General features: G+C 45.9%; 22 protein-coding genes and 1 tRNA gene. 16 read left to right on the top strand and 7 right to left on the bottom strand.

Going from position 1 to position 26101, the window contains the following annotated elements; genetic code table 11:
• The first annotated feature begins 60 nt into the window (after positions 1 to 60).
• From AKJ31_RS01045 to gntR, 7 genes are all read left to right on the top strand, one after another.
• The gene (locus AKJ31_RS01045; protein ID WP_053407235.1) at positions 61 to 495 is read left to right on the top strand and encodes an Mpo1 family 2-hydroxy fatty acid dioxygenase; all 435 of its coding nucleotides are present in this window, start codon (positions 61 to 63) and stop codon (positions 493 to 495) included.
• Between the two features lie 258 nt (positions 496 to 753).
• A complete protein-coding gene (locus tag AKJ31_RS01050) occupies positions 754 to 1770 on the top strand; it encodes a TRAP transporter substrate-binding protein (protein ID WP_053407236.1) in 1017 nt (338 codons plus the stop codon).
• A 68-nt stretch (positions 1771 to 1838) separates the two neighbouring features.
• A complete protein-coding gene (locus tag AKJ31_RS01055; protein ID WP_053407237.1) occupies positions 1839 to 2396 on the top strand; it encodes a TRAP transporter small permease subunit in 558 nt (185 codons plus the stop codon).
• On the top strand, positions 2389 to 3705 hold the full coding sequence (locus AKJ31_RS01060) for a TRAP transporter large permease (protein WP_053407238.1): 1317 nt from the start codon (positions 2389 to 2391) through the stop codon (positions 3703 to 3705). Before AKJ31_RS01055 ends, AKJ31_RS01060 begins: the two co-directional genes overlap by 8 nt.
• 86 nt (positions 3706 to 3791) lie before the next feature.
• Positions 3792 to 4301, top strand: a complete 510-nt coding sequence (locus AKJ31_RS01065; RefSeq protein ID WP_053407239.1) for a gluconokinase — start codon at positions 3792 to 3794, stop codon at positions 4299 to 4301.
• Complete coding sequence (gndA, locus tag AKJ31_RS01070) at positions 4288 to 5781, top strand: NADP-dependent phosphogluconate dehydrogenase (protein ID WP_053407240.1); 1494 nt, start codon at positions 4288 to 4290, stop codon at positions 5779 to 5781. The genes AKJ31_RS01065 and gndA overlap by 14 nt, the downstream gene beginning before the upstream one ends.
• 113 nt (positions 5782 to 5894) lie before the next feature.
• Positions 5895 to 6896 carry a gluconate operon transcriptional repressor GntR gene (gene gntR, locus AKJ31_RS01075; RefSeq protein ID WP_072161200.1) on the top strand — a complete coding sequence of 334 codons (1002 nt, stop codon included), beginning with the start codon at positions 5895 to 5897 and terminating at the stop codon, positions 6894 to 6896.
• A gap of 272 nt (positions 6897 to 7168) precedes the next feature.
• Here gntR and AKJ31_RS01080 read toward each other — a convergent pair whose 3' ends face one another.
• Positions 7169 to 8704, bottom strand: coding sequence for a DUF3612 domain-containing protein (locus AKJ31_RS01080; protein WP_053407241.1), 1536 nt, complete (start codon positions 8702 to 8704; stop codon positions 7169 to 7171).
• Between the two features lie 161 nt (positions 8705 to 8865).
• Between AKJ31_RS01080 and AKJ31_RS01085 the strand changes: the two genes are divergently transcribed.
• Entirely contained in the window at positions 8866 to 9441 is a 576-nt protein-coding gene (locus AKJ31_RS01085; RefSeq protein ID WP_053407242.1) for an aldolase/citrate lyase/malate synthase family protein, read from the top strand.
• A gap of 61 nt (positions 9442 to 9502) precedes the next feature.
• Here AKJ31_RS01085 and AKJ31_RS01090 read toward each other — a convergent pair whose 3' ends face one another.
• Positions 9503 to 10183 (bottom strand): MaoC family dehydratase, encoded by a 681-nt coding sequence (locus tag AKJ31_RS01090; RefSeq protein WP_053407243.1) that lies wholly within the window; start codon positions 10181 to 10183, stop codon positions 9503 to 9505.
• Between the two features lie 318 nt (positions 10184 to 10501).
• On the opposite strand from AKJ31_RS01090, the gene AKJ31_RS01095 reads away from it, so the two are divergent.
• Positions 10502 to 10592, top strand: a tRNA-Ser gene (locus AKJ31_RS01095).
• Positions 10593 to 10696: 104 nt separating this feature from the next.
• Here the strand turns inward: AKJ31_RS01095 and AKJ31_RS01100 are convergent.
• Positions 10697 to 11485, bottom strand: a complete 789-nt coding sequence (locus tag AKJ31_RS01100) for a hypothetical protein (RefSeq protein WP_053407244.1) — start codon at positions 11483 to 11485, stop codon at positions 10697 to 10699.
• A 65-nt stretch (positions 11486 to 11550) separates the two neighbouring features.
• Positions 11551 to 12432: a hypothetical protein gene (locus AKJ31_RS01105; RefSeq protein WP_053407245.1), complete on the bottom strand. Its 882-nt coding sequence runs from the start codon at positions 12430 to 12432 to the stop codon at positions 11551 to 11553.
• Positions 12433 to 12655: 223 nt separating this feature from the next.
• Between AKJ31_RS01105 and AKJ31_RS01110 the strand changes: the two genes are divergently transcribed.
• From AKJ31_RS01110 to AKJ31_RS01125, 4 genes are read left to right on the top strand one after another with little or no spacing between them, the layout of a single operon-like run.
• Positions 12656 to 14359 carry a class I SAM-dependent DNA methyltransferase gene (locus tag AKJ31_RS01110; RefSeq protein ID WP_053407246.1) on the top strand — a complete coding sequence of 568 codons (1704 nt, stop codon included), beginning with the start codon at positions 12656 to 12658 and terminating at the stop codon, positions 14357 to 14359.
• Positions 14349 to 15623: a restriction endonuclease subunit S gene (locus AKJ31_RS01115; RefSeq protein ID WP_053407247.1), complete on the top strand. Its 1275-nt coding sequence runs from the start codon at positions 14349 to 14351 to the stop codon at positions 15621 to 15623. The genes AKJ31_RS01110 and AKJ31_RS01115 overlap by 11 nt, the downstream gene beginning before the upstream one ends.
• Positions 15623 to 16552, top strand: coding sequence for a COG2958 family protein (locus AKJ31_RS01120; protein ID WP_053407248.1), 930 nt, complete (start codon positions 15623 to 15625; stop codon positions 16550 to 16552). Before AKJ31_RS01115 ends, AKJ31_RS01120 begins: the two co-directional genes overlap by 1 nt.
• Positions 16553 to 16568: 16 nt before the next feature.
• On the top strand, positions 16569 to 19796 hold the full coding sequence (locus AKJ31_RS01125; protein WP_053407249.1) for a type I restriction endonuclease subunit R: 3228 nt from the start codon (positions 16569 to 16571) through the stop codon (positions 19794 to 19796).
• Positions 19797 to 19997: 201 nt separating this feature from the next.
• Here AKJ31_RS01125 and AKJ31_RS01130 read toward each other — a convergent pair whose 3' ends face one another.
• The 3 genes from AKJ31_RS01130 to AKJ31_RS01140 form a co-directional block, all read right to left on the bottom strand.
• The gene (locus AKJ31_RS01130) at positions 19998 to 20408 is read right to left on the bottom strand and encodes a VF530 family protein (RefSeq protein WP_157052314.1); all 411 of its coding nucleotides are present in this window, start codon (positions 20406 to 20408) and stop codon (positions 19998 to 20000) included.
• A 384-nt stretch (positions 20409 to 20792) separates the two neighbouring features.
• Positions 20793 to 21308 carry a ferredoxin-type protein NapF gene (napF, locus tag AKJ31_RS01135; protein WP_053407251.1) on the bottom strand — a complete coding sequence of 172 codons (516 nt, stop codon included), beginning with the start codon at positions 21306 to 21308 and terminating at the stop codon, positions 20793 to 20795.
• Positions 21301 to 21870 (bottom strand): molecular chaperone TorD family protein, encoded by a 570-nt coding sequence (locus AKJ31_RS01140; RefSeq protein WP_053407963.1) that lies wholly within the window; start codon positions 21868 to 21870, stop codon positions 21301 to 21303. The genes napF and AKJ31_RS01140 overlap by 8 nt, the downstream gene beginning before the upstream one ends.
• A gap of 197 nt (positions 21871 to 22067) precedes the next feature.
• Between AKJ31_RS01140 and AKJ31_RS01145 the strand changes: the two genes are divergently transcribed.
• Genes AKJ31_RS01145 through AKJ31_RS01155 form a run of 3 tightly spaced genes read left to right on the top strand, consistent with a single transcriptional unit; the run spans position 22068 to position 25991 of the window.
• Positions 22068 to 24512 carry a DmsA/YnfE/YnfF family dimethyl sulfoxide reductase gene (locus AKJ31_RS01145; protein WP_053407252.1) on the top strand — a complete coding sequence of 815 codons (2445 nt, stop codon included), beginning with the start codon at positions 22068 to 22070 and terminating at the stop codon, positions 24510 to 24512.
• A gap of 11 nt (positions 24513 to 24523) precedes the next feature.
• Positions 24524 to 25144, top strand: a complete 621-nt coding sequence (locus tag AKJ31_RS01150) for a DMSO/selenate family reductase complex B subunit (protein ID WP_053407253.1) — start codon at positions 24524 to 24526, stop codon at positions 25142 to 25144.
• A 1-nt stretch (position 25145) separates the two neighbouring features.
• Positions 25146 to 25991 (top strand): dimethyl sulfoxide reductase anchor subunit family protein, encoded by an 846-nt coding sequence (locus tag AKJ31_RS01155; protein ID WP_053407254.1) that lies wholly within the window; start codon positions 25146 to 25148, stop codon positions 25989 to 25991.
• The last annotated feature ends 110 nt before the right edge of the window (positions 25992 to 26101 follow it).

Below are 26101 nucleotides of genomic sequence, written 5' to 3' on the forward strand. Positions count from 1 at the left end.
TGAGCGGAACCTGAAAAACCGTGCTATAGAACATAAGAAGTAGCCAGTTTTGAGGTACCCATGCGAGACTTAACACAATGGCTCCACGATTATGGTGAGAGCCACCAGAATCCTATCAATAAAAAGATCCACACCGTTGCTGTGCCGGGGATATTCTTGTCGGTCGTCGGACTGATTTGGTCTATCCCTTCACTCAGCTTATATGGTATCTCGCTCAACTGGGTGTGGATTGCTTTTCTACCCGTGATGTTTTTCTACCTCAAACTTTCTATCAGCGTTTTTCTGATGATGCTTGGTTTTACGTTGGCGTGTATTTCGTTGGTTTGGTCATTGGAACTCCTCGGCGTACCGGTATTTATGCTTTCTCTCATTACTTTTGCGGCGCTTTGGATGCTGCAGTTCATCGGTCACAAGATCGAAGGGAAGAAGCCATCCTTTTTTGATGACCTGATTTATTTGCTCATAGGGCCTGTGTGGGTGTTTCGTAAGCGCTAACACATCACTTCCGCTTTTCTTACTGCTGTGGTGCCAGTTTCTTAAGGTACTCTGTGCGCGCAATCACAACTTGGCTACTACTGCGCCCCTAATTATTAACAAAATTAAAACTTGTGACGAGTGTCGTGGAAAACGTTTTCCTGTTACCGGTAACATTGGCCTCAACGTTACCGGTAACATATAACAATTAACCGGATCACCAATCAGCTGGATTAAGCTAGATTGAAGACATGAAACAAAACAAGGATACCCCCTACTATGAAAGCGATGACAAAAACTTTGCTTGCTGCCTCTATCACCGGACTGTTTTCAGTGTCTGCACTTGCGGCTGACTTTAAACTAAAGATTCAGTCTTCAGACCCATCAGGCGATCTGAACTTCCAAGTTCAGCAAAACTGGGCGGATCGCGTTGAGAAAATGTCTAACGGTCGTATCGATATCGACCTACTACCAGTCGGCGCAGTGGTGAAGCACACTGAAACGTTGGGCGCGATCAAGATGGGTATTCTTGATGGTCAAGTTACCGCGACAGGTTACTTCTCTGGTAAAGATCCAGCGTTTGGTTTGATTGGCAACATGGTTGGTGCATGGTCTGACACAACGCAACTGCTGCAATACATGAACTACGGCGGTGGTAACGAGTTGATGACTGAGCTTTACGCGCCTTACGGTGTGAAGTTCGTTGGTGCATCAACAACAGGCGTAGAATCGTTTATCTCTAAAAAGCCAATCGATGGCGTAGCTGATCTGAAAGGCCTCAAACTGCGTGCGCCAGAAGGTCTGGTTCAACAAGTGTTTGCGGCAGCTGGCGCAACACCAGTTAACCTGCCAGGTTCAGAAGTATTTACCGGTTTGAGTAAAGGCGTTATCGATGCAGCGGATTACACTGTATTCTCGACGAACCAAAAAGCGGGCATGAACGACATCGCGACACACCCAGTTCAGCCGGGCTTCCACTCGCTACCGCTTATCGACATCTCTATCTCACAAAAGAAATGGGACAAGATGCCTGCAGACCTACAGACCATTCTGCAAACATCGGTACGTGACTTCTCTTACGATATGACGACTCAGCTAAAAATGGCTGACCAAGCGGCAGTAAAAGAAGCACAGGCAAACCCAGATATCACGATCCACAACTGGTCTGACGAAGAGCGTAAGAAGTTCCGTGAAATTGCTAAGTCACAATGGAAAGTGTTCGCAGAACGTTCTCCAAATGCACAAAAAGTGTATGACTCAGTAACAACATTCCTAGAAGAAAACGGCCTTCTATAAGCGAGCTGACTCAGTAAGCTTCTCTCAGGAGGGCTACGGCCCTCCTTGTTTTTTGGGAAAAGATGGTAATGACTGATAAAACCCCACACGCTCCTCATGAGCAAGAAGAACAGCCAAGAAACTTTCTTGATAAAGCGATTATTAAAATCAGTAACGTACTGAGCTGGTTCTTCATTTTTACGGTACTGATTTCTTTTTACGAAGTGCTGATGCGATATGTGTTTGATGCGCCGACCACTTGGGTGCATGAAACGGCTTCATTTATTGGTGGTTCACTATTTATCGTCGGCGGTATCTACGCTTTCGCGGCGAACAAGCACGTACGAGTCGTCTTGATTTACGATTCGGTATCTGACCAAGTGCGTAAGTACCTTAACTTGGTTCACCACATTGTCGGTTTAGCATTCGCAGGTATGTTGGCATACGCCGCTTACGCGATGGCGATGGAGTCATGGTTTACTCCTTGGGGTGAATTGCGCCCCGAAACGTCAGGCTCGGTGCTGAATGCGCCTTATCCTGCGCTGCTTAAAGGTCTGATTTTTGTCGTCCTTTGTATTCTTGTTGTTCAGTACGTATTGCACCTAATCCAAGAGATCATGGGTCTAAGGAAGAAAGACGATGTTTGATTTATCTTCTATTGGCATCGCATGGGGTAGTTTACTCATGCTGGTCATGATGATCGGCCTATTACTTACGGGTATGCAGCTGGCATTCGTGACAGGTTTTGTCGCGATTTTCTTCACCCTTTGCTGGTTTGGACCTGACGCATTACCGCTTATCGCGAGCCGTACCTACAGCTTTGCTTCGGGCTACGTGTTCTTAGCCGTACCTATGTTCGTGTTGATGGCGGCGCTTTTAGACCGCTCGGGCATCGCTAAAGACCTGTTTGACGCGATGAAGTCAGTCGGGAGAAAAGTGCGCGGCGGCGTTGCAGTGCAAACTCTATTGGTTGCGGTACTTTTGGCATCAATGTCGGGCGTAATCGGTGGTGAAACCGTACTACTTGGTATTCTGGCACTGCCACAAATGCTGCGTTTAGGCTACGACCGCAAACTGGCGATCGGTACGACCTGTGCGGGTGGTGCACTAGGTACAATGCTGCCACCAAGTATCGTTCTTATCATCTACGGTATGACGGCGAGCGTGTCTATCGGTGACCTGTTTAAAGCGTCATTCTTGCCAGCATTTATTCTAGCGGGTTGCTACATCGCCTACGTATTGATTCGTTGTAAATTGAACCCTGCTCTTGCACCAATTCCGAGTGATTCTGGCGAAGAAGAAGAGCCTCAGGTGAGCTACTTTAAAGCGCTGTTCTTCCCGCTACTTTCTGTCGCTGTAGTACTTGGTAGTATCTATACGGGTGTGGCGTCAGTAACCGAAGCATCGGCGTTAGGCGTAGTCGGCATCATGATCTCTGCCGTCATTCGTGGCGAGATGAATTTCAAAATGCTCAAAGAGAGTGCCATCGCAACCATGCGTACCTGCGGCATGATCATGTGGATTGGTATCGGCGCGAGTGCGCTGGTAGGTATCTACAACCTGATGGGCGGTATCGATTTTGTTGAAGAAGTCATTCTTGGCTTAAGTGGCGGAAGCGCGCTGCTGACTCTACTTATAATGATGGCAATTCTGTTGGTACTGGGTATGTTCCTTGACTGGGTAGGCGTTGCGCTACTGACGATGCCAATCTTTGTACCAATCGTGATTAGCTTGGGCTACGACCCAATCTGGTTTGGCGTTGTGTTCTGTCTCAACATGCAGGTGTCTTTCTTGTCGCCACCATTTGGTCCTGCTGCATTCTACCTGAAATCGGTTGCACCGAAAGACATCAGCCTTGGCGAGATCTTCCAGTCACTGCTGCCATTTATCGGCCTACAAATCTTTGTGTTAAGCCTAGTGATCATGTTCCCTGAACTGGCCATGTGGTGGAAATAACCACAACCGAATTTTGAATTAGCAACACACCCATTTGGGTCACACAGCCTTCAGTGACAGCTGAAGGCTAAGGATAGTATTGTCCAATGAAAGCGAAAAAAATCTTAGTTATGGGCGTATCAGGCTGCGGAAAAAGCCTGATTGGCAGCGAGATTGCCAAGGCGCTGGGCTTACCTTTCCACGATGGTGATGATTACCATCCTAAAGCGAACGTGGAAAAGATGGCGCAAGGCATTCCGCTCAATGATGATGACCGCATTGGCTGGTTGGAAACGCTCAACCGCATTTATGTCGAGAGCGACGCAGCGGTAATCGCGTGTTCGGCGCTTAAGCCTGCATACCGCGATATCTTACGACGCGACAATGACGAGCTAGTGATCGTCTATCTGCAAGGTGATTTCGAGACGATTTGGTCGCGACATCAGCAGCGCGCTAACCATTACTTCAACGGCGAAGTAATGCTAAAAAGCCAATTTGAAGCGCTGATCGAACCTGAGCAAGACGAAGCACTGTTTATTGATATTTCGGAAGATGTACCACAAGTACTTGCGGCTGCATTAAAAGCGATAGAGGAGTCAACCAATGGCGCAATCTAACATCGCGATGATTGGTTTGGGCGTAATGGGTAAAAGCCTCGCGCTAAACCTAGTTGACCACGGTTTTGCGGTCACTGGGTTTGATATCAGCGACAAGCACAGACAAGTCGCCCTTAATGACGCCAAGGAGCTAATGCAGCAAAGCGACAAAGGGCAGTTAATCACCGTTGAGAGCTTGGCAGAACTGCTTGAATCGCTGAGCAAGCCACGAGTGATTGCACTGTCTGTTCCGGCGGGCAAGATTGTCGATAATGTCGTGCAAGACTTACTTAACGCAGGCTTAAGCAGCGAAGATATTGTTATCGATACTGGCAATAGCCTGTGGACTGACACCGAAGCTCGTGAGCAACGTTACCAAGGTCAACTGCGTTTTTTCAGTACCGCAGTCTCAGGTGGGGAAGTAGGCGCACGATTTGGTCCAGCTTTGATGGCAAGCGGAAACCGAGACGCATGGAATTACATTGAACCGATGTGGCATGCAATCGCAGCAAAAGTGGACGCTCAGGGGTTACCTGTTGGCCCGTTTGAGAAAGGCGAGCCTTGCGCCGCGTATTTGGGCCCAGCGGGAGCGGGTCATTACGTGAAGATGGTGCACAATGGTATCGAGTACGCAGACATGCAATTGATCTGCGAAGCGTACCATTTTATGTCTGACGTATTGGGCATGAGCGCGCATGAAATCGCTGGCACCTTTTCGAAGTGGAATCAAGGCGTACTCAACAGCTATTTAATGGAAATCAGCGCGGAGATTTTGCAAGTGCTAGACCCAATAACAGGAAAGCCGTTTGTCGAGGTCGTTTTGGACAAAGCGGGTCAGAAAGGTACTGGTCTTTGGACTGCGGTGAACAGCCTGCAACAAGGCGCGCCGGCTCCGACGATCGCTCAAGCCGTGCTTGCGCGTGCGCAAAGTGGACAAAAAGCGGTGCGTGTAAAAGCGAGCGCTGTGTTGAAGACTCAAGTTATAAAAGACCACTACCTAGATAAACAGCAAACTCTGGATGATCTACGTGACGCACTTTATTGCGCCAAGCTTGCGGTGTACGCACAAGGGTTTGACTTGATGAAAAGCACCTCAGAAAAAGAAGCGTGGCAGTTAGATTTTGCGCAGATCGCCAAGATCTGGCGTGCAGGCTGTATTATCCGCGCGGCATTTTTGCAAGAGATCACCAGCGCGTATCAAGCACAGGGTGATTTGGACAATCTGCTGTTCTCGAGTCATTTTGTGCAAGAGGTTGAAAAGCGCTCATTAGGCTGGCGTAAAACCGTCGCGAATTCTGCACTGAGTGGTGTGCCGATGCCGGGTATCAGCTCTGCATTGAGTTACTTCGATGGGTTAAGATGCGAAGTGCTACCAGCGAATCTGTTGCAAGCTCAACGGGATTTCTTTGGCTCCCACACTTATTCAAGAGTGGATGAAGCCGAAGAGCGTAAATTCCACCTCACCTGGAGTGAGGAAAAAAGAGCTCAAATCAGCCTATAAATACAAGCGTTCACCCAAGGTGAGCGCTTTTTTGTTATCCACGCCAACGAAAATGTTTATTGTGATGGGTACAATGTTACCAGTAACACAACAAGTAGAATAAAAATTAGACAATGGCCATTAAGAAGAAACGTCCAACGTTGCAAGATATTGCAGACCGGGTAGGGGTGACTAAGATGACAGTCAGTCGTTGCCTACGCGACCCTGCTCAAGTTTCAGAAGCAATCCGAGAAAAAGTAGAACAAGCGGTCGAAGACCTTGGCTACATCCCCAATCGAGCCCCTGATATTCTCTCTAACGCGAAATCCAACGCGATTGGTGTGTTGGTTCCATCTTTGACCAACCAAGTATTCGCTGAAGTGATCCGTGGCATTGAATCGGTGACCACCCCAGCTGGCTATCAAACCATGATCGCCCACTACGGTTATAGCGAAGAGCTGGAAGAGCAGAGCATTGCATCACTGCTGTCATACAACGTCGATGCGATCATTCTCTCTGAGAACGTACATACAGAAAAAGCGCGTAAGATGCTGCAGACTGCGTCTATCCCAGTGGTTGAGATCATGGACTCTTACTCGCCACGTATCGAGCAAGCGGTCGGGTTTGATAACACCCAAGCCGCCAAGGAGATGACCAAAGCGATGCTCGCACAAGGGCGTGAACATATCGCCTACTTTGCCGCGCGAATGGATGAGCGAACGCGGCTGAAAATGGAGGGTTATCGACAAGCTCTAGCAGAAGTGGGTAAAGCCGAGATCACTCTGCAAACCGAAGCGGCCTCGTCTTTTACGCTCGGCTCTAAGCTGCTGGGGGAAGTGCTAGATAAGTATCCGTATGTTGATGGGATCTTCTGTACCAACGATGACTTAGCGATCGGTGCGTTGTATGAGTGTCAGCGCCGCGGAATATCGATTCCTGAACAAATGGCGATTGCAGGTTTCCACGGTCACGACATCAGTCAAGTGATGATCCCTAAATTGGCAACGGTACTGACGCCAAGGGAAGAAATAGGCAAAGTCGCCGCTCAGCAATTGATTGAGCGTCTAAAGGGCAGCCAAGAGTGGCCTGCTTGTATTGATCTCGGTTACCAAATTGAACTTGGAGAGAGCATCTAGTATTGCAAAATGCAAGAGCTTTGCTTTTGCATAATGCAACAATTCGCAAAATGGATTTATGCTATGCACCATGTTTTCATGAAACAGGCGATAAATCAGGTCAAAAATAACTCTTTAGAGGTAGATTTAAAGTTGGCACGCTAACTGCATTATCTAGTTTGACCCTTATTAAGCCGAGGGTCACCTAGCCAACTGACGTTGTTAGTGAACTTTTTTGTTCACAATCAAATATAGCCAACCACGCAAATTGTGATTGGCTTTTTTTTTGCCTGTTAATCCTCAACTTCTTGTGCATCCTGACAACCGCTATAGCAACTCGGCTTTCTTGGGCACACAGCACCACGCGAACAGATCACTCGAGCATCCGACTGAAGCCCCCGCTCAATCCAATTGATATTGAGGATTTTTGCTATCGTCGTGAACTCTCTCTGGATGTGTCTCGGAATCGCGGCCGTACCGCCGTTACCTACACAGAGTGATTTCAACTCTTCTGCGATCATGCGTGAGTCGCCACCTTGCGCATCGATAGCTGGGTTTAAGTCGATACCCGCACACAGTACTCGGTTGTTGCCCGCAGGATCGGTCATGTTGACGGACTCACAGCAGTAGATTCTCGGTTCGTCTCCGACGTTAAGAATGGAAATTTGCGCAGAGCTGCCATTTTGCGGTTCTGAAAGTCTTCTGAACACCGCCCAGTGTTGGCATGGGTCGTTAACTTTGCGCATGTTACCCCAAGGCAGTGGGATGCCATTACCGCGATAAACCGCTTTAAGCTTATTCTGCCCGTAAGCATCAAAGTAGTGCCAATGTGGGTAAGGGGACACAACCGTCATCCTACGCATTGCCACTGACGGTGATACGCCCGCTTTCTTGTGTACGTCGATTTCGTAACCGCTTCGGTCTAACAGCTGACGAAATGGCACTTTCGGGCAAAGTAGCGCACCGGCGAAAAAGCTCGACTCAAAATCACGCCACGCTTGCAGTATGTCTTGCGAGTTAAGCTCAGAAGTCGGGTTGGCTTGAGAGTTTTCCTCCCAGCTGTTTGCGTGACCGACCGAGAGCACGCTCTTTAACCCTTCTTTGTTGTGCAGCACACAATGCCCTAAGTAGACCGCTAAATCGTACTTCAAGCGCGTAGGGTACTGTTTAAGGATTTCATTTAGGTAGATAAAACCCGGAGGCTCAAAGAAAGACGTGACGACCTGTTTCGCACTCACGCCGAGTTCATCCACGATGTCTTGTGGTGGGCGAGAAATCCAACGAATAGTCAACCCCATGCTGCGGGCAATATCCATCAGATCTTCTGCCGATAGATTGAGGCGTTTTAAGCCGACTTCTTCTGCGGCGCGTTCCAGATCAGGGAAGTGGTTTTGGTTGCTTTCTTGGTGAGCACGAATCAACAAGTGGGCAAATTGACGGCCCGTAATCCCAGTTTGCGACAACATCTCTGGAATCGCGATTTGCAGGATATCGTTAGAGAACAAAAAGCTTGGCTCCAACGCCATACCGCTTATCCCACCACGATTCCCTTTGTCGGGCGTGATGTCGGCTTGCTCCGGTTCATCATCCAAAAACCACGCAGGATCTTTTTGAAAAACTTCGGCGATCACTTCCAACATATCGATGCTTGGAACGCGTTTTCCGCGCTCGATCATCGATAAGTAGGAAACCGACGGTGCGTACTCAGGGTTGACTCTTATACACCTAGCCGACAGATCTTCCATCGTTAAGTGATTGCGTTTCCTAAGATTTCTTATCTTAGTCCCTAAAAAATGGGACTGACGTATGAGACTTTTCGACAGCATAATTTTGTAAAATTCACAGTGTAAAATTTTTGTTGTGAAATTGTATTAAAAAATTCACTAGTATAGAAAGTAAGCAAGGTCACAAAACGAACATGAATAAAACGTTAAGTGTGAAAAACTTGCTCCAGGACATAAAGTTGTGAAACATCCGCGAGGGAAACGCCATGAACATGCTGACATTCGATAAAACAGAAATCCAAAATAATGACATGCCATTTATCGCTGAAGCAGTCTTCGCGGTAGAGAAAATGGACTCGAAACAAACTTCAGAGAAACAAGTAAAAGCAAAGCAGCTGCTTGACCGCTTGTTCCCACTGGAAGAAGGTTCTCACCAAGACGTTACCGCTTACGTAATTGATTACCGCCACGTTATGGCTTACTTCAAAGATGGCCGCCACAGTGGTCTAAAACACCCGAAGCACTTTGTTGCTTTCAGCGGTGAGAAGGAGTCACCAGCGTCAATTCTGTTCCGTGACGGAACGGGCAGCCACGTAGAGCTAACGTTTGGTAAACAGAAAGGCACAGGCTGTGTACAACTGGTACAGATTGCCGACATCCAATTAGAAACGTGCACTATGTTTCCGCAAGGCACGTCAGAAGTTGCAGCGATGCGCCACTGGATTAGCCTAGTACAAGGCGATGAGAAGGGTAAACCAAGAGCGTGTACTGAAGAAAAAGAATACACCGCGAAAAATGGGGATGATTACCAACTAGAGTGCTGCTACACCATGGGTCAGTAAAAAGAGCCAAAACGAAAAAAGGATACGCACTGCGTATCCTTTTTTGTTTACGAATCTGAAATTAGAAGTGCAATTGAATCACTGATGTCACTACCGCACCTGGGCGACGAACGCCTTCGATCTCAACTTTGATCTCACGCTCAATCTCTAATCCTTTACGAATTGGAGTTACTTTCGATAGCGTGCTGACTGCGCGAACACGGTTACCCGCTTTAACTGGGTAAGGGAAACGTACTTGATTCAAACCAATATTCACCACCATTTTTGCAGTCGGGAATAGGTTCTGATCTGGGTCTACGCTGTCTGTTAGCTTAGGTAACAAAGCAAGCGTTAAGAAACCGTGCGCAATTGTCGTCTTAAATGGTGATTCCGTCGCTGCGCGCTCTGGATCGGTATGGATCCACTGCATATCTTCGGTCACTTGACCAAATTGGTTGATACGCTCTTGAGACACGTCCAGCCAATCGCCAACATGGATCACTTCACCAAGCTTAAGTTGCAGCTCTTCATAAAGCGCTTGAGCTTCTGGTTTTAGCTCAATTGGCTTTGGTTGAACTTGAAGTTCATCATTAACCGCTGGCTGCTGAAGATCACGTAGACGAGTAAACAAATGGCGGTTATTTGTTTTGTTCAGGAACTCTCCCCAATACTCACGCATAGTAGGAGAAACCCATTGCATGAACTCTGAGTGTTGCTTTGAATCTGATTCACCACGATGTTTAAACAAGTCAGCGACTTTCATAAAAACCTCTGAAATTTACCATTTGTGCCGGTTAATGACGTAATTTTGAAACACTTCACAATCTTGTGCAACGATTTTCGGGCGTACAAGTGTTGCATGAAACTGATATTTTTTATTATTTTCAGTAGTTTAGTAATAAAACACTATTTTATTGCAATATAAGCTTTAGAGTAATTTACCTATAAAATCATACTTTTTAGTGTTGATACGAGTATAGAAGTAATTGAATCAAGTGCTTAGTTTATCGCCATTTAAACAACACAAAGCAAATTAGTGCTTTACAAGGGGTATGGCAAAAACTACTATACCTCCCGCAACGGAGAGATGGCTGAGTGGTTGAAAGCACCGGTCTTGAAAACCGGCATACGTTAATAGCGTATCTAGGGTTCAAATCCCTATCTCTCCGCCACATTCGAAAAGCCCGCTGAGTAATCAGCGGGCTTTTTTCGTTTGGCATGGTAGGAAAAAGTGATGCGATCAAGTTTCTACTCAAAGGCCGCACCACAAACATTATTACCATCTACACTCAGCTACAGTGGCTAAATCATATTCTGATTCATTATCTAAAAACCTCAGTCTGCCAAAGTCTTTGCACAATGTATCTATAAAGACACCACTTTCTAATAAAGTATCTAGGGGCACTGGAACTAATTTGTCGTTATGAGCACCACTTAGGGTCAATTTATAACGTTCATAAGAATGACGCTCTTCATCGCTCAAAGATGACTTCGATTTATGCTCAAAAACTCGGCCATACAGCCAGAATTTGATATTGCCGAGCGAAAACTCGATAAGAGGTTCTCCGAAGTATGTTCCATCTTTTCTATCATCTGCCTTCAGCATCGAATGAACCGTTAATACCAAAGCTACACTGTACGATTTGCCAGCCACCTCAATTTCCGGAGATCCAATCTCACATTCATGATCAGCGTCAGATAATTCATACAACTTGTCTTTTCTAATTATTGCGGCATCGATGTTTTCTTCTCGCAAATAAGGGTGAGAATGAGCGGTTCCTATATATTGATACTGGTCTCCGAACACTTTCGCGATGTCTTTTTTAATTAAAAGAGATTGAGAGCTAAATTCAACAGAAGAACGTTTTCGCTTTGCAGACGTCTCTACAGAGACATGATTTATCGTACATTTAAATGGATGTGTTTTGTTCACGTACCCCCAAAGGTGAGCGGCGGTTTCTACAGAAATACTTTTGCTGCCCTGATGCTTTACAGCATAAGCTTCTAAACCAGCCATGATTAGCTCAAATATCGCACTTTTGCTGACTGAAATTGTCGCGGTCATTTTTTCTTTATTCCTTTTATTGACGGTTATTTGCTCAATTTGATGAGAGGTAAGACGCACAAGAGTTATCGGGCGAACTCTACATGTTCTTTCAGTTTGTTTTTATAGCGCTCATAAAGCGAATCCCATACATCTTCACTTACCATGTCTAGTGGTACGTATTCTTCAAAAATGACACCACTGTCATCAGGGTAGGCAAGCTCGGTATAAGCATAACGTGGGCCATCTGCATAAAGCGCTTCCCAACATTCGATGCATTCATCTTTAAACCACTCTTTTGTGATTGGCTCAGGGTCGTTATCCAGAAGATGAATTAAGTTCTTAGAATCGAAGAAATAATGTTCTTCACTTTTGACATCAAACAAGTAGCTAGAAAATAAAGCGATAGCTCTTCCGTCCCATAATCTGTAGCGGTGGTACTGAGACGTATAGTGCTCCTTTACTCGATCGAGAAGGTGACGTTCACATAAAGCGCTTAAGTCTTTGTTCCTTAATGTCGGGACTTCTGGAATTGGTTCAATGTCACAAAAGCCTCTATGGCCAAATAAGTAGCGTTGAGTCAGCTTAGAGGTGATGGAATCAGCGGAACCTTTAAGTGCAATGTCGTTGCATGGCAGTTTTTGGGAAGAGTCTGCAATTTTGTTGGCCAGCGCCTTAACAATGTCTGTAGCGGTTGATTTGACTTTCTCAACCAATTTTGAGCTTAAATAGCCTTGAGCTGAGATTTTTAAAATTCCCTTTCGTGCAGGAATATAACGTGGAGAGGAAAGCGTGAGTGCTGTTGCGGTGTCTAGTGATTTCAAGGTTGCTTGCTGGTCTAAGTCAACCTTTAGGTAATCACAGAACACTGCTAACTGCTCTTTAAAGTCGTTCAGTAGCTCAAGTCTTTCGTATTCTAGTTCTTGACGTTCTTCTTTCGAAACATCTTGGTAAGTCGTACCTGACATATTGTTACGCCCTATAATGCAATGAGTTGCACTAATATATACTTCCTTCAACAAAAAATCTGACGATTCTGACGGAAACTCAAGTCGTTCGGGTGAAATTGCGTCAAAAAGGCACAATATGCTTATTACCTCATAAAACCATACTTTACAGAGTTATAAATTAAGGATTTTTGTGATTCGACTGGTATCATAAGGCCAATTTTTCGAACTCAAGAAACCCGTAATGAACGAACAAGAACAACTATTCCTCAAAGAGCTTGAAAGCAAGCTCTGGACAGCTGCAGACAAGCTCCGTGCGTCACTCGATGCGTCTCAATACAAACATGCGGTGCTTGGCTTAATATTCGTTAAATACGTGTCTGACGCCTTCACGCTGCGCCAAGAAGAGCTAAAACAAGACTTTGCCAACCCTGACCACGAGTATTTCCTCGATCCAGAAGGTTACACGGCTGAAGAGCTTGAACAAGAAATCGCGATTGAGCTGGAACAGAACGATTACTACAAAGAGAAAAACGTGTTTTGGTTACCAACAGAGTCTCGTTGGAAGTTCCTGCAAGACAATGGGCCGATGGTCATTGGCGGTGCCGATTTGGTTATTGATGGTAAGACGAAGAAAATTACTTCTGTTGGTCACCTGATTGATAACGCTTTGGAAGGCATTGAGCGCGACAACCAGAAGCTAAAAGGTGTACTCAACAAGCACTACGCATCGCTAAAAATTGATCAGGCAAAACTGAATGAGCTGATTAACCTAATCGCGACTATCCCCTTCAATCATAAGTCGCTTAACAGCAAGGATATTCTTGGTCACATTTACGAATACTTCTTAGGCCAATTTGCGCTTGCTGAAGGTAAGAAAGGCGGCCAGTTCTACACGCCTGCATCAATCGTTTCACTGATTGTTGAGATGATTGAGCCGTTTGAAGGCCGTGTGTATGACCCAGCAATGGGTTCGGGCGGTTTCTTTGTGCAATCAGAGAAGTTTATTGAGCGCCGTGCTAACCAAAAAGAGATTGATCCGCTAACGCAAAAACAAAGAATCTCGATTTACGGTCAGGAATACAACTACACCACATGGCAGCTTGCTGCGATGAACATGGCAATCCGTGGCTTGGATTATGATTTTGGTAAGGAGCCTGCCAGTACTTATACCAATGACCAGCACCCTGATTTACGTGCCGATTTCATCATGGCTAACCCGCCTTTCAACATGAAAGAGTGGAATACAGGTGTTGATGATAACGACCCGCGCTGGGTATACGGCACACCACCATCAGGTAACGCTAACTTTGCTTGGATGCAGCATATGCTTTACCACCTTGCTCCTGATGGCTCGCAAGCCTTGTTACTTGCCAATGGTTCGATGAGTTCGACCACTAACAACGAAGGCGAAATTCGTGCGGCATTGGTCGAGAACGATTTGGTTGAGTGTATGGTTGCGCTTCCGGGACAACTGTTTACCAATACCCAAATCCCTGCTTGTATCTGGTTCTTAACCAAAAACAAAAAGGCTCGTACCGATAAATCAGGTCGTAAGCTGCGTGATCGTAAAGGTGAAATGCTGTTTATTGATGCTCGCAACCTCGGCTATATGAAAGACCGCGTACTTCGCGATTTTACTCGTGATGATATTCAGAAAGTCGCCGACCTTTACCACGCTTGGAAAACAGGTGAAGAAGTTAATGGCGTGGTTTATGAAGACCAAGCAGGCTTCTGTAAATCGACAACGTTGGAAGAGATTAAGAAACACGATTTTGTGCTGACTCCGGGACGTTACGTTGGCGCCACAGAAGAGCTAGATGACGGCATTCCTTTTGCTGAAAAGATGGCAACGCTAACAGCTAAGTTAAGTGAGCAATTTGCAGAATCAGCAACGCTAGAAGCAGAGATCAAGAAGAACCTAGCGGGGTTAGGCTATGAGTTGTAATCAAACTCTAACAGTTGGTGATATCGCGCAAGTTTTTGATGGCCCACATGCAACACCAAAAAAAATCGAAGCGGGCCCATATTTCTTAAGCATATCCAGCTTAGAAAATGGAAAATTAGATTTATCTAAATCTGCTCATGTCAGTGACGAAGATTTCAAGAAATGGACACGTAGAGTAAAACCTGAAGAAGGTGATATTTTGTTTTCCTATGAAACAAGGCTTGGTGAAGTAGCTATGATGCCCGCAGGTGTAACTGCTTGTTTGGGTAGACGTATGGGTCTATTGCGACCAGATCGTACCAAAATCTTGCCTGAATACCTCTTGTACGCATATCAATCTCCTGCATTTCAAGAGACTATCCGTTCTAAGACAATTCACGGAGCGACAGTTGATCGCATTGCTTTGAAGGAATTGCCAAGCTTTCCAATACAAGTTCCTCCAATTTTAGAACAAGAAAAGATCGTAAATGTACTTAAAGGTTATGACCGAAAGCTGATTCTAAATGCAGAAACTAATAAAACCCTAGAACAAATGGCACAAGCCATCTTTAAATCATGGTTCGTTGAATTCGATCCAGTGAAAGCCAAGATGAACGGCGAACTGCCAGAGGGTATGGATGCGGCTACTGCCTTGCTATTCCCCGAGAAGCTCGTTGAAAGTGAACTAGGATTGATTCCCGAAGGTTGGGAAGTTGGTGCTCTTTCATCTGTCGTAGATGTCATCATGGGGCAATCACCTAAAGGGTCGACATACAATGACCAAAATGAGGGAACTCCATTAGTTAATGGGCCAGTTGAGTTCGGTGTGTACCATCCAGTTGCTCAGAAGTGGACGACAGCACCAACAAAGATGTCAAAGAACAAAGATCTAATAGTTTGTGTTCGTGGCTCAACCACTGGGCGATATGTTGTCAGTGACGGAGAGTACTGCCTTGGAAGAGGTGTGTGTTCTATCCGTTCAAATGATTTTCCATCTTTTGCTAATTACTTATTCAAGAGCGAATTAAATAGCCTTTTGCATCTTACAACAGGATCCACTTTTCCTAGTTGGAGTGGCCCAACATTAAAGAATTTCAAAGTTGTTGTTCCTCCCGAGACCATCATAGAAAAGTTTGAACTGTTAATCGGTAAATTGTGCGAGATGATGGCTAGAAATACAGGACAGAATGAAACCCTTTCTACCTTAAGAGATACACTGCTTCCTAAATTGCTTTCCGGCGAAATCGAGTTAGGACAGGCTCAAGAATTAGCAGAGGTCGAATAATGGCAACCCGAGTAGAAATGATTATCGAAACGCTCAAGGCGAACCCCGACAAGAAGTTTACTGCTCGGGGTTTAGCCAAAGAATTTGTGCTTCGATATCCAGAAGAAATCGCTGAGAAGCAAGCAAACCCGCGATACAACACCGAAGAAAAGCTTATCGCCCAGCTCGCGGCAGAAATTGGTGGGGAACGCACTGAAAGAGCGAAAATCGTTTGTCCTAATGTCGCCACTCGAGACAAACCAAGACCTAGGGTTTATTACTGGGAGCAGAAGCCTACACCTGCTCATCAGGAAGATGATCTTAGCGATGCAGATGAATCAGACATCGATACGCCTCTCGTGCCGCAAAGCTTAAGCGAGCACGATCTCTACCCAATGTTGATTGAGTACCTCAGCAAGGATTTGGGTCTTTACTGTCAGCGCATTGACGAGCGTAAATCTAAAAACTCTCATGGCAACGGTGGCAATCACTGGTTACATCCTGACGTGGTGGCGCTAGAGCCGCTCGACCAAGGTTGGAATGAAATTGTGAGAAGCTGTGTGCGCAGTGGGAATCACAGCTCGGTTCGACTTTGGTCTTTTGAAGTGAAGAAACATCTTACCAAAGGCAATGTACGAAAATACTTTTTCCAAGCCGTATCGAATTCGAGTTGGGCCAATTTCGGCTACCTTGTTGCCACAGGTTTAAATAGCGACGTTGAAGGTGAGCTGCAAATGTTGTCGAGCTTGCACGGGATTGGCGTGCTGATTCTGGATATTGAATCTTTGTTTGATAGCCAAATACTCATTCCAGCTCAAGAAAGAGTCAACGTGGATTGGCAATCTGCAAACCGAATCGTCTCTGAAAATAGGTATTTCCACCATTACATTGAGCAGGTTGTCATTTATAACCAAACCGGACGGTTGATTAAGAGCGCATGGAATAAATAATAAGGATAAAGGCTTAATGATTACTGAAGACCAACTAGAACAACAATGCCTCGATTGGTTTAAAGAGCTAGGCTACCAATACCAAAATGGCTATGACATCGCACCAGATGGTGATACGCCTGAACGTGAAAACTATCAGCAAGTCACGCTACAGGCGCGTTTAGTCTCTGCCTTGGAAACCTTAAACCCAAATGTGCCCAGTGACACCTTAATCGAAGTAGCGAAAATCGTTGCCACACCGCAAACGCCTGTACTGATTAAAAACAACAAACTCTTTCACCAATATTTAATCGAAGGTGTGCCTGTTGAATACTCGGTAATGGAGCAAGGACAATGGGTGACCAAGCATACTCATGTTCGATTAATTGATTTTGAGAACCGCGAGAATAACGAATTCTTAGTGGTCAATCAGTTCACCATCACAGGCACCAAAGTCAATCGTAGACCAGATGTGATTGTCTTTATCAATGGCTTGCCAATGGCGGTCATTGAGCTGAAAAATCCAGCCGATGATCACGCCGATATTTGGAATGCTTACAATCAAATTCAAACTTATAAAGAAGAAATCGCTGATCTCTTTGTGTTCAATGAAGCGCTGGTCATTTCAGATGGATGGACGGCGCGAGTCGGCTCGTTAACGGCTAATAAAGAACGTTTCTTGCCATGGAAGACGATAGAGAGTGAAGACGACAAGCCACTACTCGAATTCCAATTAGAAACCATGGTGCGTGGCTTCTTTAAGCCAGAATTGCTGCTCGATTACATTCGCTACTTCGTATTGTTCGAAAATGATAGCGACAAGATCATCAAAAAAATCGCAGGTTATCACCAATTCCATGCCGTGCGTGCTGCGGTGAAAGCGACTGTTATCGCGGCCACAACCTCTGACCAAGTCACCGAACCACGAGCCAACTATGCCAATACGGTGGTGCCCGGAAGCAAAAAAGCAGGCGTGGTTTGGCATACCCAAGGCAGCGGGAAAAGCATTTCGATGGTCTGCTACGCGAGTAAGTTACTTCAACAGCCGGAGATGAATAACCCAACTTTAGTGGTGGTGACTGACCGTAATGACTTAGACGGTCAGTTATTTAATACCTTCACCATGGCGCAAGAAACGCTAAAACAGATTCCTCAGCAGGCAGAAGATCGTGATTCATTACGCGATTTACTGCTCAATCGTCAATCCGGTGGCATCATCTTCACAACCGTACAAAAGTTTGCGCTGCTCGATGAAGAAATGGCACATCCTATCCTTTCTGAGCGCTCGAATATCGTGGTGGTGTCAGATGAGGCGCACCGCAGTCAGTATGGCAATAAAGCTCGCCTAGTAGATGTTAAAGACGCAGGTGGCAATGTGATTGATCAGCGTTATGTTTATGGTTACTCCAAATACATGCGTGACGCGCTGCCAAATGCCGCTTTTATTGGTTTTACAGGTACACCGATATCGATGGACGATAAAGATACTCGCGGTGTCTTTGGTGATTATGTTTCTATCTACGATATTCAAGACGCGGTCGATGATGGCGCAACAGTGCCGATTTACTACGAATCTCGCTTAGCCAAGCTCGATATTAATCAAGATGAAATCGAAGCGCTTAACGATCAGGTCGAAGAGGAAATTGGCGAAGACGAAGAAACTGAGAGTCGTGAGAAAATAAAATCACAGTGGTCAGCTCTCGAAAAACTCGTTGGTGCAGAGCCGAGAATCCAGCAGGTTGCGCAAGATCTGGTTGAGCACTTTACGACTCGCTGTGAAACCTTTCCGGGCAAGGCTATGATCGTTGCGATGAGTCGCGAGATTTGTGTGGATTTATACGATGCCATTGTGGCTATCAAACCCGAATGGCATAGCGAAGATCCAAACAAAGGCGCGATCAAAATCGTCATGACAGGCAGCGCCGCTGATAAAGCAAAAATGCAGCCTCATATCCATGATAAGAAGACCAAGAAGCTGTTCGAGAAACGTTACAAAGATACCGATGATGAATTGCAATTGGTTATTGTGCGCGATATGTGGTTAACAGGTTTTGATGCGCCTTGCTGCCATACCATGTATATCGATAAACCAATGAAAGGTCATAACCTTATGCAGGCGATAGCCCGTGTGAACCGCGTGTTTAAGGATAAGCCCGGAGGTTTAGTGGTCGACTATATTGGTATTGCCAATGAACTTAAAAACGCACTTAAGACCTATACCAACAGTCAGGGTAAAGGCAAGCCAACCGTTGATACCGCTGAAGCTTTCGCAGTCTTTATGGAAAAAATCGACGTAATTCGCGGTATGTTTGCCACGCCAGTTGATGGTGCAGTCTTCAATTATCGTCCGGATTTTGAAACCAAACCACTGCAACTGCTTCCGGGTGCCGTGAACCATATATCTGGTCTCTCACACCGCAACAGCAAAGGCGAAGAAGCTCGTGATGGAAAACGCCGTTTTCTTGATGTCATGGCTGCGTTGATGAAAGCCTTCTCTCTATGTAATACCTTGGATGAGGTTGATGGTTATAAGAGTGAAATCGCCTTTTACGGAGCGATCAAGACCGCCTTCTTAAAACATTCTACGGTTGATAAAAAGCGTAGTGATGAATTGCGTAATTCTGCTTTGCGCCAGATCCTAAACAATGCAATTGTGGCGGACGGAGTCGATGACATCTTCAAAACCGTTGGCTTAGATAAACCTAATATCGGTTTGCTATCGGAAGAGTTTCTCGAAGATGTAAAACACATGAAGGAGAAGAACCTCGCGGTCGAGTTACTGGAGAAATTACTGCGTGATGAAGTCAAAGCTCGGATGAAAAACGACGTGGTGCAAGAGAAGAAATTCTCGGAACGCATTATGTCGACGCTGCAAAAATACCATAACCGTAGCATTGAAACCGCACAGGTCATTGAGGAGTTGATCCAGTGGGCGAAAGAAATGCAAGCCGACGCTGAGATGATGGATAAACTCAACCTGTCTACAGATGAGATTGCGTTTTACCGTGCATTGGTCACCAACGAAGCTTCTGTCCGCACCCTAGGTGATGATAACCTACGCCAACTAGCCATTGAACTCACTCACCAACTGCGTAAGTCCGCTACTGTAGATTGGCAGAAACGTGAGAGTGTGCGTGCTCGTATGCGCAACCTTGTGCGTCGTTTACTACGCCGTTGGAAATATCCACCCGATGCGGCAGAAGCGGCGATTAAGCTTGTTCTTGAGCAAGCTGAAGTGCTAGCTGATGGGTGGTATGCTGCTTAAACAATTAAATGTCTTAAGCCAATTAGTTTAGACTCTAACGCTTGAATCACAACTGAGTGGTTGAAAGCTCCCGACTTTAAAGACTGTCATACATTAATAGCGTGTCTAGGCTTCAAGTTCCTATTTCTTCGAAACACTCGAAAAGCCCGCTGAGTATTTAGCGGGCTTTTTTACACGTATATCTGAATGAAAAGCGATGAACTATCTACGAGAGTTACGGTTACGTGATGAGCGCTCTTTGTGAGCTGATGCCGCTTTTGCTTGCGATTTTAAGATTGAGTCAACAGTCAATGCCATCGGCTCTTTCGGTTTCAAACCGTGTGAGAAAGTGCGAGCTCGAGGTGGTAAATTGTACTCGTCGCTAGATGCGCGTGGCATGCGTTTAAAGCGGTATAGATAGAAGTTCTCTAACTTTTCTCTCGCCCAATCGGTTTTCTTTAAGTACTTAACGCTACTCGCAATCGATGGATTGGTGTGGAAACAGTTAAAACGCATCGCTGTATCTAGGATGTCCCAACCATAAAAATCCACCAGCTCTTGCAGTAAAGTTTCTAACTTAAGACCGTGTAGCGGGTTATTTTTCTGTAATTCAATTCTTTCTTCATCCGTCATCATAACGAGTTCCTAAGTATCTATTTAATCGAGGTGGTGGGTAGTGTGGTTTCCGCTCTATACAAGACTGTGGTGCAGGTGTCATCAAGGTAGGAGGGGAGGCGATTCTAGCAGAATCAGTCTCTATTCCCTAACCCGAAATTCCCATGCGTTTGGAAATGAAGTTATAACCAATAGAGTATAGCTTCATGCAAAGCAAAAATAGGTTATCAACTGTTTAGATACTATAAAAGCTCACGATCTCTATTCAAGCAATCGCGGCGGTATTTGCCCACGACTACGATGAAATGAATCAAACGCTACACGAGTTTCTTGATAAATTGGTTGGCTTCTATCGCTCTAGAACGCCTTGAATGGCGGGTCTTTTTGAGAACGGATGAGTTTTTAGCTCGCATTATATAACTGCATGGTGATCGCATCGGTATAGCAACTGGTGCGACATTGTCCGCAGCCATTGCAGAGTTCGTTATTTAGGCGTGGCAGTTCATCTTCTTGAACCGAGATAGCGTGCTGCGGGCAGGCAAAGGCGCATTGCTGGCATTCCATCTGAAGATAATTGTTGCAGCTTTGCGAGAAGTGCGGGCGCAAGTTGATGTCCAGTGGCACAGAAGCATGCAGCGCATCGCTAGGGCAAGCTTTGACACACTCGCCACATAAACTGCATTGATTGTAATCAAGATTAAGCTGCGCCAGTTGGGCATCCAGTTCAATGACACTATTTGGGCAAACTTTTAGGCATTCACCACAGCCGTCGCAAAGACGCGCAAACAACGCCTCATCCACCGAGTGAGGTGGGCGTGCTGCGGGGCGCGGTGTTATTTCTGCTTGCTGAGCTCGTTTTACTGGTTGGCTAAAACGGCTCAGAAAGCCTCGTCGATTATTATCGATGGATTCACTCATCTAAATAGATCTTCTTTTTCACTACTTCAATGTGTTGTTGTTGAATCAACGCGTTTAGCCATTTCGAGACGTCTGCTGCCAATCGCTGATAAAACGGGTTTGGCGCTTTCTCTCTGAGTTGCTCAAGATAGGTTGAGCCCCAAGGCATTAGATGTTCTCCAAGTAGCTCGCATGCTGCTTGTGTTTGGTCTTGTTCAAGAAAGTATGCGCAGGCTAACAGCATTAAACCAAATTGATCTTCTGGTTCACGTTGTCCTGAATCTAATTCGATACCGTGCTGTTGTAAAAATAGTCGATATTGCGTGTTCGAGTCGCCGAACAATACCTGCTCTTTGTCTAAATACACCGATCCCCAAGGTGGAACCGGCATGCTGCCCATTCCCTCAAATAGCACGCTGAAATCATGTTCGAGTTGTTCGTCCGTTAAAGAAGTGAGTGCATGCAACGTTTCTGTTTGAAGGACATTTTCTGTCACTAAAGAGCGTACGAGCTCAACCGATTCTGCTTTACCGCGTTGGTGATAGAACAGTGTTCCTAATATCTTAAGCGTATGGATAATCATTTTCATTTCAATAAATTAGCTTAATAATGTGTGTTTCTATTCTTTCATATCCACGTCAAATTTAATCACAAAATTGGCAATTTAAAATTAAATTAATATTCACTTTGATTTATATCAATAGTGGTTGCTCTCGTCATTTTAATAGCACGGACTTACCCCTAAAGTGGTATGCGCAAGCAATGTTAAGGCATCCAATTATGACGAAGAATAAACAGCAATCTGACTTGATGAATCTGACTCGTCGCGGGTTTATTAAAGCAAGTTCTGCGGTAGGTAGCGCAGCGGCGTTAGCCAGTGGTATTAGCTTACCATTTAAGTCTAGCCCTGCGCGCGCGGCAGAATCAGTAACAAATGACGAGAAAGTTGTATGGAGCGCATGTACAGTAAACTGTGGTTCACGCTGCCCGCTCCGCATGCATGTACAAAATGGTGAGATCAAATATGTTGAAACCGATAATACCGGTGGAGACGTGTTTGGAGACAGTCCTCAAGTAAGGGCTTGTCTACGTGGACGCTCAATGCGTCGCCGAGTCTACAACCCAGACCGATTGAAGTACCCAATGAAGCGGGTTGGCAAACGTGGCGAAGGAAAGTTCAAGCGCATCAGTTGGCAAGAAGCATACGATGAAGTCGCCACGACGATGCAGCGTTTAATTAAAGACTACGGCAACGACTCAATCTATCTAAACTACGGTACGGGCACGCTTGGCGGGACGGTGACTAAGTCTTGGCCGCCAGCATCAACATTGATTGCTCGTCTGATGAATTTATGCGGTGGCTATTTAAATCACTATGGTGATTACTCCACAGCGCAAATTGCGGAAGGCCTCAGCCATACCTACGGCGGCTGGGCGATGAACAACTCGTTCTCTGATTTAGCCAACGCAAAACTCAATATTCAGTTTGGTAATAACCCAGCTGAGACCCGTATGTCTGGTGGTGGTTTGATTCATCACTACGTCGAGAGTAAGAATAAGTCCAACGTAAGAACCATCATTATTGACCCTCGCTACACGGATACCGCAGGTGGGCGTGAAGACCAATGGATACCAATTCGTCCTTCTACCGACGCGGCGTTGGTGGCGGGTCTAGCACATGTGCTGATCACGGAGAACTATGTCGATCAGGCTTTCCTCGATAAATACTGTATCGGTTACGATGAGAAAACCCTGCCAGCGTCAGCACCTAAAAACAGCGACTACAAGTCTTACATTTTAGGCTTGGGTGACGATGGGGTAGAAAAAACACCGCAATGGGCTTCTAAGATCACAGGGATTCCCGTCGACACGATTATCAAATTGGGCCGAGAAATGGGCGCAAACAAACCATGTGCCATTCACCAAGGCTGGGGTTTGCAACGCACGGCAAACGGTGAATTAGCATCGCGCGCAATTGCTATGCTCTCTCTGCTGACTGGCTCAGTCGGCGTGTCTGGTGGTTCAACTGGTGCACGCGAAAGCGATATCAATATTCCTTTTGTTCGCTTCCCGACAGTTCCTAACCCAGTAAAAACCTCTATATCGATGTTCTTGTGGACAGACGCGATTTATCGCCACCATGAAATGACAGACAAAACCGATGGTGTGCGCGGTGCAGAGCGCTTAGCCAATCCGATCAAGATGATTTGGAACTACGCGGGTAACTGCTTGGTTAACCAGCATGCAGATATCAACCGTACTCACGAAATTCTACAAGATGATAAAGCGTGTGAAATGATCGTGGTTATCGATAACCACATGACATCTTCCGCTAAGTACGCCGATATCATCCTGCCGGACTTAACCACCTCTGAACAAGATGACTGGGCGATGGACGGCAAAGCATCGAATGCGCCTTATTTCATCTATGCCCAGAAAGCGATTGAGCCTCAGTTCGAAGCGAAAAGTATCTACGAAATGTGCTCTGAAATCGCCAAACGCATGGGGGTAGAGAAAGAGTTTACTAAAGGGCGGACGCAACAAGAGTGGGTGGAACATTTGTACGCGGAAACCCGCAAGCAAGACCCATCTCTACCAACCTTTGAAGAGATGAAAGAGTTGGGCATCTATAAGCGTCAATATCATCGTGATTACATCGCTTACCAAGATTTTCGTAATGATCCTGAAGCCAACCCGCTTTCAACACCAAGTGGCAAGATCGAAATTTACTCTGAAACACTAGCGAACATTGCTAAAGAATGGACGCTAAAAGAAGATGAGGTTATTCACCCACTGCCTATCTATGTGGATTCGTTTGAAGGGCACAATGACCCGCTAACAGCCAAGTTCCCACTGCAACTGACCGGCTTCCACTTTAAAGCGCGCTGTCACTCAACTTACGGTAACGTCGCTTTGCTTAAAGCCGCTGCGCGTCAGGAAGTATGGATCAACCCGATCGATGCCGAGGCTCGTGGAATCAAAAATGGTGACATGGTGAGTATCTTTAACGATCGCGGTGAAGTACGGATTCCTGCCAAAGTGACACCACGTATCTTGCCACACGTCGTCGCGTTAGGTGAGGGCGCTTGGTATGCCCCCGATGGACAAAAAATCGATCACGCCGGCTCGATTAACGTGTTAACCACCCAACGACCTAGTCCCCTAGCGAAGGGTAATCCACAACACACCAATTTGGTGGACATTAAGCTGGCTAATAAAGCATAAGGTAGGTAAGGATGAAACAATACGGCTTTTACATAGATTCAAGTAAATGCACAGGTTGTAAAACTTGCCAGCTTGCTTGTAAAGATTATCGGGACTTGGACGTGAAGCGCAATTATCGCCGCGTATATGAATATGCCGGTGGCGGCTTTGTCCAAGATGGGGATACGTGGATTCAAAATGATGTGTTCTCTTACTATTTGTCTATCGCGTGTAACCACTGCTCAAATCCAGCTTGCGTGAAAGTGTGTCCGTCTGGCGCGATGCACAAGCGCCAAGAAGATGGTCTGGTGGTAGTAAACGAGGAGGTTTGCATTGGCTGCCAGCACTGTAGCAACGCTTGTCCTTATGGCGCGCCTCAGTTCAGTAAAGAGAAAGGCCACATGACTAAGTGCGATGGGTGCTACGAGCGTGTGGCTGATGGCAAGCAACCAATGTGTGTTGAATCTTGTCCTCTGCGTGCGTTGGAATTTGGGGAAATCCAGGTATTACGTGAGAAATACGGCACAACCGCTGACGTTGCGCCACTACCTTCTTCACACCTGACTTTGCCCAATATTGTGATTAAGTTGAACAAGAATGCTAAGCCAACGGGTGATACAACGGGCTACTTAGCAAACCCTCAGGAGGTTTAAGATGATTTTCCATGAGTATTCTTTAATCTTCTTTACGGTGCTGGCGCAAACGGCAGTCGGTGGTTACCTACTCGTTAGCGCACGTGCGTTGGCCATGGGTTTTGACGAAGCAAAAATCAATAGCTACAAAGTGCCGATGTTTGCGCTGTGGGCGATCATGGGATTGGGCTTTCTGTTCTCGATCACCCATTTAGGTTCTCCGCTACGCGCATTTAACTCGTTTAATCAGTTAGGTTCAGCGTGGCTGTCGAATGAAGTGTTCTTTGGTGCTGCGTTCTTTGCTGTTGGTGGACTACAGTGGTTGCTATCTGTACTGAATAAAGGCGGTGCGGTAGTTCAAAAAATCTTAATGATTGGCGCGATGGTTCTGGGTTGTATCTTTATGTATTCCATGGTGAATGTGTACATGATCAATACCGTTCCAACTTGGTTCAATATTTACACTCCGCTCAGCTTTGTGATGACAATGGTGGTAGGTGGTTTGTTGCTCTCGCAGTTGGTGATCGTATCTGCCAAGGATAGCCGCTTCACTGTGGATCGAAATATCGTGATGTTGGCTGTTGTTGCGGTGGCGATTAGCTTGGTCGTGACGGTGGGCAAAATGAACCTTGTGAGTGAAGTACAAAGTTCAGTTGTTAAAGCTTCCGAGCTGGTGGATGGACTTGGCGGTTATCTGAGTGTGCAAGTGGCACTTCTGCTGGCTGGTCTACTCATTTGGGTGTTGCCGATGATCAATAAGTCGAGTGTCAACCCAGTAAACTTAACCGTAGCGCTGGTGTTGATCTTAGCGTCTGAGTTGATAGGACGTGGCCTGTTTTACAGCTTACACATGACATCTGGACTCTAGTCAACGTTACCGCTAACACTTAAGTTCCTAATCAATCCCTCGAACCCAATCGAGGGATTTTTTCTTTCTTGTACCTTTCAGTTCCGTCACAACCAACGCTATCGATAACT

Origin of the sequence: Vibrio hepatarius (assembly GCF_001274785.1) — a bacterium.
GTDB lineage: Bacteria > Pseudomonadota > Gammaproteobacteria > Enterobacterales > Vibrionaceae > Vibrio > Vibrio hepatarius.